General features: G+C 62.9%; 11 protein-coding genes. 5 read left to right on the top strand and 6 right to left on the bottom strand.

The genetic code is table 11. The annotated features are described in order from the left end of the window. Positions 1–302 precede the first annotated feature (302 nt). A complete protein-coding gene (locus XH98_RS04725; protein ID WP_271603649.1) occupies positions 303–524 on the top strand; it encodes a biotin/lipoyl-containing protein in 222 nt (73 codons plus the stop codon). Between the two features lie 158 nt (positions 525–682). Here the strand turns inward: XH98_RS04725 and XH98_RS04720 are convergent, their stop codons facing one another. Next, a complete protein-coding gene (locus XH98_RS04720) occupies positions 683–1,123 on the bottom strand; it encodes an acyl-CoA thioesterase (protein ID WP_271603650.1) in 441 nt (146 codons plus the stop codon). A gap of 49 nt (positions 1,124–1,172) precedes the next feature. Here XH98_RS04720 and XH98_RS04715 point away from each other — a divergent pair, with 49 nt between their 5' ends. Both XH98_RS04715 and XH98_RS04710 read left to right on the top strand, forming a co-directional pair. Continuing rightward, complete coding sequence (locus tag XH98_RS04715) at positions 1,173–2,165, top strand: zinc-dependent alcohol dehydrogenase family protein (RefSeq protein ID WP_271617927.1); 993 nt, start codon at positions 1,173–1,175, stop codon at positions 2,163–2,165. Between the two features lie 86 nt (positions 2,166–2,251). Further along, positions 2,252–2,662, top strand: a complete 411-nt coding sequence (locus tag XH98_RS04710) for an avidin/streptavidin family protein (RefSeq protein ID WP_271603652.1) — start codon at positions 2,252–2,254, stop codon at positions 2,660–2,662. Positions 2,663–3,011: 349 nt separating this feature from the next. Here the strand turns inward: XH98_RS04710 and XH98_RS04705 are convergent, their stop codons facing one another. The 5 genes from XH98_RS04705 to XH98_RS04685 are packed head-to-tail and all read right to left on the bottom strand — an operon-like array spanning position 3,012 to position 9,869. Further along, on the bottom strand, positions 3,012–5,324 hold the full coding sequence (locus XH98_RS04705; protein ID WP_271617926.1) for a glycoside hydrolase family 31 protein: 2,313 nt from the start codon (positions 5,322–5,324) through the stop codon (positions 3,012–3,014). 21 nt (positions 5,325–5,345) lie between these two features. Continuing rightward, positions 5,346–6,428 (bottom strand): ABC transporter ATP-binding protein, encoded by a 1,083-nt coding sequence (locus XH98_RS04700; RefSeq protein WP_442868547.1) that lies wholly within the window; start codon positions 6,426–6,428, stop codon positions 5,346–5,348. Between the two features lie 15 nt (positions 6,429–6,443). Then, positions 6,444–7,499, bottom strand: a complete 1,056-nt coding sequence (locus XH98_RS04695; RefSeq protein ID WP_271603655.1) for a carbohydrate ABC transporter permease — start codon at positions 7,497–7,499, stop codon at positions 6,444–6,446. 10 nt (positions 7,500–7,509) lie between these two features. Then, entirely contained in the window at positions 7,510–8,541 is a 1,032-nt protein-coding gene (locus tag XH98_RS04690) for a carbohydrate ABC transporter permease (RefSeq protein WP_442868542.1), read from the bottom strand. Positions 8,542–8,576: 35 nt separating this feature from the next. Further along, positions 8,577–9,869: an ABC transporter substrate-binding protein gene (locus XH98_RS04685; RefSeq protein ID WP_271617925.1), complete on the bottom strand. Its 1,293-nt coding sequence runs from the start codon at positions 9,867–9,869 to the stop codon at positions 8,577–8,579. A gap of 332 nt (positions 9,870–10,201) precedes the next feature. Here XH98_RS04685 and XH98_RS04680 point away from each other — a divergent pair, with 332 nt between their 5' ends. Then, positions 10,202–11,185 (top strand): LacI family DNA-binding transcriptional regulator, encoded by a 984-nt coding sequence (locus XH98_RS04680; RefSeq protein WP_271603657.1) that lies wholly within the window; start codon positions 10,202–10,204, stop codon positions 11,183–11,185. 152 nt (positions 11,186–11,337) lie between these two features. Then, positions 11,338–12,510, top strand: coding sequence for a helix-turn-helix domain-containing protein (locus XH98_RS04675; protein WP_271617924.1), 1,173 nt, complete (start codon positions 11,338–11,340; stop codon positions 12,508–12,510). The last annotated feature ends 19 nt before the right edge of the window (positions 12,511–12,529 follow it).

Here is a 12,529-nt window from a genome sequence, read left to right as displayed (position 1 = left end):
GCCACTTCTCGCGGTCATGAGATTCTGGAGTTTGGCTCCGGCGGTCACGTTACGGCGCGAGTCGGTGAGGTATCCTCTTCGAGCTAGCGATGCATCAACTTGAGGATATTCTGGCCGGGGTCGATGGTGAGGGGGCATGATTTGCGGAACATGGGCTCTGTCCTGCATTGGTTCATGTGAGACCGGACGCGTGTGCTTTCCCTCCGTTGGCACCGAATAGTGTCATGTCGACTCTACCACTGGATTTATCATGGCCGTTCTGCTACCTTACCAAGTCTTATCTCTGATCGGAGGTGCTCCCTATGACCAAGGAAATTCTTGCGCGCCTTGATGGTGTTCTTTTGAAAGTTTCGGTCAAGGAAGGGCAGGTCGTCAAAGCGCGTGACGAATTGTACGTCGTGGAATCAGTCAAATCGGAACTGTTCGTTCGCGCGCCGTACGATGGAAAAGTCGAGCGGATTCTCCGTTCACCCGGCACGAGTGTTAAGGGTGACGACATCGTCTTGGTGATGAAGACGACGTGAACCGTTCAGCGTAGGTGTAGGAACTATTCGAGCACGCCACGCTCGCCAACACGACCAAAAGGACGCGGCGTCCGATCTTCCTCGGGCGTCCCAGGGCTTCGTAGTGTCGACGGCCTAGCAGCTAGACCGCTGGATGAAAAGCGTTCGGGGCTCAAGAATCAGGAGCTCATATTTAGAGCGGCTGATATTGCCTGGCGCGTGCCGCTGGGAATTGAGGTCGCCGTCCGGGTCTTGGTGTCGACGCATACCCAAACGACGGTCCCTAGCACGGACACGGCGTTGTCCGACTCGCGCTCTATAGAGCCCTCAAAGGTGAGACTGGAATTGCCGATGCGCCCAACGCGCACCCGCGCCACGACGGCCTCGTCGAATCCAAGCGGGCTTTCGTAGGTCAGCTCAGTCTTCTTGACATGGTAGCTACGGCCCTCGGCCCCCGGCACGAAGTGGCCCTCCAATCCAGAATGGCGAAGAAAATCGTTTATGGCGGTCTCGATGTAAGAAAGATAAGCGCCATTGTGGACATGGCCATGCATATCCACGTCCCGGAACGGGATACGAAATCGAGAACTTATTGGATTGGACGAAGAGCCACTCTGCATGTCAATCTTCGGACGTGCGTTTAGAACTCGATGGATACCATACACTGCGATGCGTTCGGAAGACGAGTATTATCAGCGCGCAATTGTTCGAAATTTCGGGCCGGCCGAGCGCGTAGTCAAAATCGAGACATATCGTCCTCCACCTCTTGCAACTGACCACGTTCTGGTGAGGATGACGCATTGCGCAATCAATCCCTCTGACATTATTACAATCTCTGGCGCGTATGCCCACCGGACTGAACTGCCTTTTGTGCCTGGCTACGAAGGCGTAGGTGTCGTCGAGGCGACCGGCGGCGATTCCTTCCTCAATGTTGGCGACCGGGTTTGGCCTCTGGGTAGTGCTGGCGCTTGGCAAAAATTCAAGGTGACGGACAGCCGGTGGTGTTTTCGCGTTCCCGCAGGCCTATCGGATGAACAGGCCGCCTTCGCCTATGTGAACCCGCTGACAGCCCTGTTGCTGAGTAGGTCGCTTATGTCGTCGCCTGCTTTGCACGTGGCGGTAAACGCAGCCGGATCCGCAATTGGGCGGATTCTGATCAAGTTGGCAAATCGGGTCGGGATACGTCCGATTGCCATCGTGAGAAATCCAAGATCACTTCAGCTTCTTTCCGACCTCAACTTGCGTGGTACCCTTGTGGAACCGGGCGACAGGCTATCGGCTCTCATTGCTGAAGTCACAAGCGGCGCCGGATTGGATATCGTGTTCGACGCGGTAGGGGGCGAGGAGGGGGCGCGACTGGCGTCGGGGCTGCGCGTAAATGGCGTGCACTTGCATTATGGACTGCTGTCGGGGACCCCGCTGCCCGTGTCATTGACCACGACGCGTCCCGATATCGACCTTCGCTTTTTTCGCCTTCGCGACTGGGTACATTTCGTGGAGCGCGGCGAGCTTGCGCGGGAAATGAGTGCTGTTGCGAATCTCATTCAATGTGGCGTAGCGGCCACCCCTGTCGAAGCTTGCTACCCTCTTGCCAAGATCGGCCAAGCGCTCGCGCACAATGCTCGTGAAGGTCGTCAAGGCAAAATCCTCGTCACGTGCTAGTGTCGTTATGCATCCGTTTGACGCAACAAAAGAGATTGTATATTGAAGGTTGTGCTTTGAGGTTATGCCAACCGAGGTCTTGTTCTATGCTTCGATTTATATCAGCCTTTTTGCTTGTTGTCGGCTTGAGCCTTTCAAGTGCTTCTGCGCAAACGCTACCGCTTCCTTCGGTTTGGAAGAATGCGCGTGGTTCGGAGATGAGGATATGGCCCGGTGCGGCGGCCGGCTCCTTCCGAGGCGTATATACCAACAATGCGGCTGGATTTGATTGCCAAGGTATTCCGTTTGACTTGGTTGGCGAGACCAGCGCGAATGCGGTTAGATTCGTGGTTGTGTGGAAGAACGCCATGAAATCCTGCAACTCTATCACCGCATGGGTCGGAAGCTTGATTGGCAATGATATTCTGAGGACCGGTTGGGAGCTTGCTTATGTGGACAGGAATACCGGCCTTATGAAAACTCTGCGAGGAAGCGACGTTTTTCGTCGGGTGCCGTAGCGGTTGTCGTACGCTCTCCGTTTCCCTCAATACGACTGTGGCCGCAGCGTTATGATTTCGCTGGCCCGGTGTGAGCGGGCCGCTCAGGTAATTGTTAGATTCCAATCGGAAAGCCCATTGCGATGACACCAAGATCCCGATCCTGGTGAGGGGCAAGACGGACGAAGGGCAAGACGGACACCGGCCGGATCTGAGCCTATGTCCGTGATACTCTTGCGTCAAAAATCATAAAGTCATTCCAATGAGACGAGTTCGTAGTTTTGTTCTGAATGGCGCACCATCTCTGTGATTCTCTACCCCCCGGGGCACCACGTCCCTCGGATCTCGCGACAAGTGCGCCAGACGCGGCTCACTCGACTGTGCCGGCAAGCCGCAGATTCGGCACGCCGACGCCGCGGACGCGGATTGGTGCCGAGAGCTCCGCTCCGCTGACGTCGAGCACGAGGCCATTATCGTCGCGGCGCAGGTGGAATTCGATCGTCCTGCCTGTCTTGCGCCAATCCGACGTCTCGCCATCGTCGACATAGACAAGACCGGAACCACCGCGATCGGGCGCGCCGAACACGATGGCGGTCAGCCCCCTGTCGTCTTCAATCGGAACGATCGAGCCCGCGCGCGCGAACAGCGGTAGCCGGCCCAGAGGCGCTGCCACGGTGATGGTTCGCCCGCCTTCGAATGGCGTCCCGTCATGCCAGTCGTACCAGCCGCCGGGATGAGCGGGCAGATAGACTTCGCGCGTTGTCGCCCCCTCACCGAGAACCGGGGCGACAAGGAGATCGGGGCCAAGCATGAACGCGTCTTCGACGGTCGCAGCAATCGCGTCGAAACCGAAATCCCACAACAGCGGCCGCACCGGCGGCACGTCTTCCACTGCCGCACGCCACATCTGCGTGTAGAGATAGGGGATCAAGCTGTGGCGAAGCTCCATGACGGATCGGACTTGCGGGAGCACGCTCGCATGCATCCACGGAGTGTTGACGATGCCGCTCGACTTCCAGGAATTCATCACCATGCGCGGCCACAGCGCGCAGAACTCGACGAAACGGCAGAGCAGTTCCGGTCCCGGCGAAGGACCATGGAAGCCGCCAACGTCGTGGCCGATGTTGTAAAACCCTGATAGGCTCATGTTCAGGCCTTGGGTGAGATTGTAGCGCAGCGTCTTCCAGGCGGTCTCGTTGTCGCCGCTCCAGGTCTGGCCGTAGCGGGCGATGCCGGCGCCGCCGGCGCGCGTGATCGTATAAGGGCGTTTGCCGGGCGCCTGCGCGGCCTGCGTCTCGTAGGCGAGCTTGTGCATCAATAGCGCCTGTGCGGGGCGGGCGAGTGTCTGCGGGAACGGACGGCCGTCGCCGTTGCAGACCGCGTCCTCATCCCAGATCTCGTACTCGTTGTTGTCGCTCCAGACCGCCGTCACGCCATAGGCGAGCAGCGCGTCGCGGATGCCGTCCGCCCAAAACTGCCGGCCTTTCGGGTTGGTAAAGTCGACATGGAAGCCGAGACCATCCCAGAATTGCGCGACCGCCGGCTCGCCGGTCCCGCCGTCCGCGACGAGGATGCCGCGCGCCTTGGCTTCGCTGAGTCGGGGATGATCATCGAGCAGGCAGGGCTTGATGTTGGTGACCGGCTGCATGCCCGATGCCTTGAGCCGCGCCATCGTCGCGGCCGGATCGGGGAATTTGTCGCGATTCCAGTTGAAGACATAGCGACGGTTGCCGATCGAGGTGTAGCCGGAGCCGAAGTGAAAGCTGTCGCAACGGATGCCGTGGCGCCTGCAATCCTCGATGAAGCCGGTGATGCGCGCGTCCGCGTCCGGTGCGTCGGCGATGGTCATCGTCGTCATCGCGAAGCCGAGCGTCCAGCGGGGCGCGAAGGCCTGTCCGCCGGTCAGCCAGGAAAACCGGCGCGTGACCTCTGATACGGTCGGTCCGGCGAGCACGTAATAGTCGAGGTCGCCATCCTCGGCGCGATAGAAGCGGAAGAGGCCGTGGTAATTGTCGATGGTGCAGCCGAGGTCGACCGAGCCAAGCGCGAGGTTGTCGTAGAAGATGCCGTGCGCGCCGCTTGCGCCGTCCACGATGAAGAACGGCAGCATCTTGTAGAGCGGATCGGACAGCTCGGCGTCGAAGCCGCAGGGATCGACGGCATCGATCGAAAAGCGCCGGCCGGTGCGATCGAGCGGACCGGCCTTGTCGCCGAGGCCGTAATGGCGCTCGTCTTCATGCCGTTCCATCGCGTGCAGCAACGCATTGGTCTTGCGCGACAGGAGATAAGCCTGGGTCGGGCGGTCCTGCAGGAATGGCTGGTCCTCGCCGTCGCGGTACCAGGCGATGCCGAACGGATCGAGCCGCACGCGTGCGCGAAGACCCGCGGCGGCCAGCGTGACGATGCCGCCGTCCTCCGACGCGGTCGTGGCCGGATTGGCAAAGCCGGAGATGTCGTCGCGCGGCCGGCCCTCGAATGGCGGCTCCATTCGATCGGGCGCGATCGCCCAGCCGCGATCGAGCCGATAGCCCTCCGGCCGGCGCAGGGTGACGCGACCGATGTCGCGCTCGAGAATCGCGATACGCAAGGTGGCGAGTGGGGCCGCCGCCGGCGCGGTCGCGAGGTCGAACAGCGCGGCGTGGCCGTCGAGGCCGCGGAAGCGGCCGTGGGTCAAGGCTTTCATTTGATCAGGCTCCGGAGACGATCACGGCCGGGCGAGAGCCGCGCCGGTTGCGTCGAAGATATGCGAATGGTCGGGTGCGAAGCGGATCGCGACGGCATCGCCGCGGTCAAAGCGCGACTGGCCATTCTGGCGCAGCGTGATCTGCGGCAGGCCGGGAGGCGTGGCATAGATGAAGGTCTCGCCGCCAAGCTGCTCGACCAGATCGACTGTCGCGGCGAGCATGCCCGCATCGGGGACGACGTCGATATGTTCGGGCCGGATGCCGAGCGTCACGCGCGCCCCAGTGGCAAGGCCGGACGCGGTGCGAGGCAACGCGATGTCGCGTTCGCCAACGCTGAGGCGCAGCGTGCCGTCGTCGGACAGCACGGTCGCGGGCAGGAAGTTCATGCGGGGAGAGCCGATGAAACCTGCGACGAAGGCGTTCGAGGGGTGGTTATAGAGTTCGAGCGGCGTGCCGACCTGCTCGATGCGGCCGGCTTTGAGCACCACGATGCGATCCGCCAGCGTCATGGCTTCGACCTGGTCGTGCGTGACATAGATCATCGTGCCGCCGATATTGGCATGCAGAGCGGCAAGCTCCTTGCGCGTCGCGACGCGGAGTTCGGCGTCGAGGTTCGACAATGGCTCGTCGAACAGAAAAATCTTCGGATCGCGCACGATGGCCCGGCCGATGGCGACGCGCTGCCGCTGCCCGCCGGAGAGCGCCTTGGGCTTGCGGTCGAGATAGTCCGCCAGACGCAGCATGACGGCGGCGCGGTCGACCCGCGCCGCGATCTCGGACGGCTTCAGTCCCATGTTCTCGAGCGCAAAGCCCATATTCTTGCGGACGCTCATATGTGGGTAGAGCGCGTAAGACTGGAACACCATGGCCAGCCCCCGCTCGGAGGCGGGCAGGTGGGTGACGCGTTCGCCGTCGATATGGATCTCGCCGCTCGTCACGTTTTCGAGGCCGGCGATGACGCGCAGCAGCGTCGACTTTCCGCAGCCCGACGGGCCGACGAAGACGACGAATTCGCCATCCTTCACGGCGAGGTCGATGCCGTGCAGCACGTCGATGCTGCCGAAGGATTTTCGCGCGGCGGTGAGTTTCAGGTCAGCCATGATCGATTGCCCGATTGGTCATTTCATTCCCGTCGAGCCGATGCCCGTCGTGATGAAGCGCTGCAGGAACACGAAGACGAGGGCGACGGGGGCGAGCGTCACCACCGTCATCGCGAGGAGGTAGTGCCACTGGGTCTGGAGCTCGCCCTGAAAGGCATTGAGGCCGATCTGGAGCGTGTAGACCTCGGTCTTGGTCAGGACCGCGAGCGGCCACAGGAATTCGTTCCAGCGCCACATGATCGAGAAGATCGAAAGAACCGCCAGGGCCGGCAGGGTCAGCGGCACGACGATGCGCCAATAGATCTGCCACTCGGAAGCCTTGTCCATGCGCGCCGCCTCGATCAGATCCTTCGGCAGCGTCAGCATGTATTGCCGCAGCAGGAACACGCCCGTCGGCGTCGCCGCACCCGGCAGGATCACCGCCCAGAGCGAATTGGAAAGGCCGAGCTCGGTCACCACCAGATAGACCGGCACCAGGATGATGGTCATCGGGATCATCAGCGTTCCGATCACCGCAAGCGTCGCCGCCTGCTTGCCGGGAAACGCGTAGATCGCGAGCGCATAGGCCGCCATGGAATTGATCAGCAGCGTGATCAGCGTGGCGACCACCGTGACGAAGACCGAATTGAACAGGAAGCGGATGAAGGCGAAGCGCTGCAGCGGCTCGGTGTAGTTCTCGGTCGCGAGTGCGACGCGGCGCACCGGTTCGCGCTTGTCGATCGCCACGCGAAACTGTTTTGAGGGATCGGCGGGATCGACCATCTGGGCGACAAGCCCGATGCGCCGAACCTGCGCCAGTTCGCGCACCGAGCCATCGGGAAGCGTCGTGCGGAACAGCGGCAGCTTCTGGGGTTGGCCTGATACCGTCACTTCGACCTGTGCGAAGGGCAGCAGCGACGGCGGGAACTCCAGGAGCGCACTCTGGGTCTTGAACGATGACAGCACCAGCCACAGCACTGGCCCGAACATCAGCACGACGCCGAGCGCGAGATAGGCATAGGCTGCGATGTCGGTCCAATGCAGCGGCCGTCCGGGGCCGTTGCGACGTTGACCAAGCAAAATCCCAAGGCGCATGGCGGCTACCTCAGATCTCTTTGCGCCGCGCGGCGGCGAATTGCAGGAGCGTCAGGATGAAAAGCACCAGACCGAGCACGACCGACGCGGCGGCGGCAAGACCGAAATTCTGCACCTGGCTGGCGAAGCCGGTCTCGTAGATGTACTGGACGACCATCAGTGTCGCGGTGCCCGGACCGCCGCCGGTCAGCACGAAGACCTCGTCGAAGGTCTGCGCGCCCTTGATGAGCGCGAGCACGATCACGACGATCATGTTCGGCCACAGCAGCGGCAGCGTGATGCGTGTCAGCACGCGCCAGCGCGGCGTTGCGTCCATCTCCGCAGCCTCGTAGAGGTCCGCGGGGATCGCCTGCAGGCCGGCGAGCAGGATCAAGGTGTAGAACCCCATATGCGCCCACACCGATACGAACACCGCCCAGAACATCGCCCAGCTGGGATCGACGAAGAACAGGATCTTCTGGCCGCCGAGCGTGGTGATGGCCGCGTTGAGGAGCCCGTCGCGCTGCAGAATCCATTTCCAGATCAGCGCAACGACGACGGGCGACAGCAGGACCGGGAAGAAAAATACCGCGCGGAAAAAGCCGCGCCCGCGGATCTTCATGTTGAGGACCAGCGCGGTGATCAGCGAGAACAGCACCATCGCGGTCACCTGAAATACGACGAACTTTGCCGTATTGGCGACGCCACGCCAGAAGTGATCCTCGCGGCAGCTGGCCGGATCGAGAAAGGAGCCGCAGTCGAACAGATAGGCGAACTGGTTGCTGCCGACATAGGGACGCTCGGAGGGAAACAGCGCCGAGCCGCCGGTCACCGAGAACACGATGTTGATGCCGATCGGCAGGAACACGAACAGGCCGAAGAATGCGAAGTTGGGCAGCAGGAACACATAGGCCATGCGCCGCACGCCGATCACGCGCTGCAGCCAACGCATCGGCGGATCGAACAGGCGCAGCGCGAGGTCCACGGGCAGGACCGCGACGCGCGCGAGCGCGCCTGCGGCCATGCCGGGCTGCGGGCGGGCAGCGGACGGAGTGTCCGACATCGCGGTGATCCTTCGATCCTGTGAACCCGTCGCCGTCACTTCTTGTTGCGCTCGGCGATCTGCTGCGCGACATCAGCGGTGATGCGCTTCTCGGCGTCTTCGAGGCTCGTTTCGCCTGACACCGCCTGCCCGAGCCGGCTGATGACGGCGTTGAAGATGATCCGGCTGTTGATGTAGCCCTGGGTCCGGTAAGCGAGCGGCGAAACCTGGGCGGCGCTTGCGGTGAAGATCTTCAGCGCCGCGGCGGCTTCGGGGCTCGCCGTCGGATAATCGAGGCCTTTCTTGGCGAGCCCGAGATGGCCGGGCACGAACAGCGAGCGCGCACAGAACTCCGCCAGCACCGGTTCGCTTGCGAGATAATCCATCAGCCGCGCCACTTCCTTGGGATGCTGGGTCGACTTGAAGGCCATGAGAGCGCCGCCGCCCGGCATGCTGCTGCATCCCCCCGGCCCGCAAGGGTTGGGGACCGCCACCCAGTCGAAGGCGTTGTCCACGGTCTTGGCGAACTGGGCGATCTGCCACGATCCGGACAGGTACATGACGACCTGCGCGTTCTTGAATTCGTCGTTGGCGCCGCGATAGGCCGTGCCGGAGACCGAGCCCCACAGCTCCTTCGACATGACGCCGGACTTGTGCCAGTCGTAGACCAGCTGCGCGGCGCGCTTGAAGCCCTCGTCGACGACATCAGGCTCGCCGTTCGCGGCGAAAACCTTCGTGCCTTGCGACACGGCAAGCGCATAGAAGCGATGGCCCGAGCGGTCGAGCGCGAGCGGGAACGGCGCCTGGACCTTGCCCGCAACCTCCTTCACCGCCTTCGCCCAGTCCTCCCAGGTCGCCTTCTCGCCCGGCATCGCGACCCCGGCCTGCTCGAACAGGGTCTTGTTGACGAAGGGGCCGGTGACGGTGAGCTGGGTCATGAAGCCCGGAATGGCCTGCGTGTCGCCCGCCGGGCGCATCCATTCGAGGAAGGGGCCGAAATTCGCCTCCCAATAGCCGGGGTCCTTGAGGAAGGGACGCATATCGAGCGCGAAGCGCGACAAGCCGCCCATATCGACGACACGCGCGATGTCGGGGCCCTGGCCCGAGGCCAGCTGCACCGGCAGATTCTCGTTGACCGCCTTGTAGGGCACCTGATCGAGAACGACGTCGATGTCCTGGTTCTGCTCGTGGAAGCGCTTGAGCAGGTCGGCCATCACCTCGCCTTCGTTGCCGTCCGAGTACCAGGCCATTCGGAGAGTCGTCGTTTCGGCCGCGGCAGGCCCGCCGAGTACGCTGGCGGACAGAAGGGACAGCGCAAGAGACGCGATGACGGGGGTGATGGCACGCATGATCGTTCCTTCCTCCACACTCGCCGGCCCTGCTGGGGCCGCGTGAGACAGGCGCAACGGGTCCGTTCTCCGACGGATCCTTCAGCACCAGACGTTTCCTTCCACATTGGCGTCCGCCCCCGGGGCGGCGGATGCCGTTTTGTCACGCGCTTGGGCGCCCGCTTCCGCTGACGCGGACACCAGGGGCAGACCCAGTGGCGCTCCTAACGGCAAAACGATCTTGGCAAACGTTTGCCAAGCTGTCAATCGTGGTTTAAATCGTCATGGCGGGCCTCGGAAGCAGGCTCAACTGTCGCTATAGGTTGCATTCGGACCAGTCCCCATGGAGGCCGATGCCGGAAGACGTCTCACTTGCCACCGTTGCGGCCCGGGCCGGCGTCTCCGTTTCGACCGTATCGCGGATCGTCAACGGTGAGATGCGCCGCGCCTCCCCGGCGACGGTGGCGCGGGTGCTCGATGCGATCGAGGCGGTCGGCTACCGGCCAAACCCGGTCGGACGGGCGCTCAAGAGCGGACAAAGCCAGCTTGTGGCGATGATCGCGGCCAATCTCGACAATCCGGCCATGGCGACCATCGCGAGCTCGACCGAGGCCGCACTGCGCGAGGCCGGCTATGTCATGGTCCTGTGCGATACGCACGACCGACCCGAACTTCAGGACGAATATCTCTACGCGATGCGGGCCCAGATGGTGCGCGGCTATGTCCTCGTTGCGGCCGTCGCCAGCCCCGGGTTGAGCGAGTTGTCCGCGTCCGGCGCCCCGACGGTCTTCGTGACCCGCCGCAATCCAAGCGGCAACGGTCCGTTCGTCGGTATCGACGATTCCGCAGCCGGCGCGGCCGTCGCCGACCACTTCGCCGATCTCGGACGGCGCGCCCCGGCCGTCGTTTTTCCGCGGCTGGGCTCGTCCGCATCGCGCGACCGTGTGTCGGGCTTCCTGGCCAGACTGCGGGAGCGTGGATGGTCCGACGACGCGATCATCCGGGCCGATGGAGACGGGCGATCGCATCTGCAGATAGGCTACGATGCCGGTGCGCGAATTTTCGGCGGCCGCGACAGGCCGGACGCCATCCTCTGCGTGAGCGACCAGATCGCCTATGGCGTGAACCGGCGCGCGCTTGAACGCGGCCTGAAAATCCCCGGCGATTGCGAACTGGTCAGCATCGACGGCACGCCTCTCAACCAATGGGTTGCACCCTGGCTGAAGTCGATCGAAATCCCCTACGCCATCTACGGGGCGGAGATCGTCGCGGGCCTGCAATTGATCTGGCGCGGCGAAGCTTTCGGCGAACGCCTGCTACCCTACAAGTTCGGCTGACACGCGAACGTTCATGGTTTGCCACAGGACGCGCGTCCGACTATCCTCCAGGTTGTAGCGTCTGCACATGAATTGCCGAGCGGCGCTTCGACGGCAACAATCCGCTGGCACCTGCAACATCTTGGGTTTCGCCGGTGGGAATCACGGACAGCATGGAAGCCACCGCACTTGACCTCGGCCTGCGCGGCGCAGTTGCCGGTCTTTTCCTGATGATGGTGGTCGTAACCCTGGGGCGTGTTCGCCCGCTGGATACGATCAAATGGCTCAGCGTCGCCATGGCCGCTTCGGGCGCGCTCTACGCAATCGTGACGGCACCGTTCGTGCCGAAGGCAGCGGTCTGGTGGATCATGCCGGTCCTCGGCGCCAATCCGGTGCTCGTATGGTTGTGGGCGCGTGCGAGTTTCGACGACGATTTCGTGGTTCGGCGCTGGCACGGCGCCCTGTGGCTGGCCGTCGTCGCCGTCTGGTTCTCGGTGATCTTCACCTGGACGACGTGGCCGATATTCGCCAAGGCAGGCGTTCGATCGATGTCGATGCTGGCGATTATCCTGTCGCTCTCCGCAGCCGTGCAGACGGTCAGGACGTGGAAGACCGACCTTGTCCCCGGCCGGCGCCGGCTGCGGCTCGCAGTCCTGATTCTCGCGCTGCTCATTGTCGTCTTGCTGTCCGTCCCGGACCTGACGTCGATCTCGGCCAGGAGCGTCGGCATATCAGCCAGCCTGGTCACATCGGCCGGTCTGCTGGCCATCGCGGCACTCGCCGGATGGGCCCTGTTCCATCCGCCGCCGGCTGTCCCCGTGATGGCGGCGACGACTACCTCCGAAACTGCGGATCGGATGCTTCCGATCAAAGCGGCCGGCGGCCGTCGCGATGCCACAGCGTCGCTGCTGTTGCGCCGGCTCGACATCTTGATGACGGTCGAACGGATCTATCGGCAGGAAGGCCTCACCATCGGCGCCCTCGCGGCCAAGCTCGACCTGCCGGAATACCGGCTCCGCCAGGCCATCAATGAGGGCCTCGGCTATCGCAACTTCAATGCCTTTCTCAACCGTTATCGCATCGACGAGGCCAAGGCGGCGTTGTCCGATCCGGATCAACGGGACGTTGCGGTGCTGACGATCGCCATGGACGCCGGTTTCCAGTCGATCGGACCGTTCAACCGTGCGTTCAAGGCGGAAGTCGGCCTGACGCCGACCGAATTCCGTCGCGATGCGCTGGCCCGGTCGGCGGCCATGGCGTTGGAAAAGATGGCCTCGGAAAAGATGGCCTCGGAAAAGATGGCCTTGGAAAACGACGAAAACTTCAGAATCGGCCAATCCCGTTGAAAATCGGCTAGCCGAATTC

It is taken from the genome of Bradyrhizobium sp. CCBAU 51745, from assembly GCF_028128715.1.
Lineage (GTDB): Bacteria > Pseudomonadota > Alphaproteobacteria > Rhizobiales > Xanthobacteraceae > Bradyrhizobium > Bradyrhizobium manausense.
The sequence above is the reverse complement of the archived record's forward strand: the minus strand, read 5'-3'. Positions and strand labels throughout refer to the sequence as shown.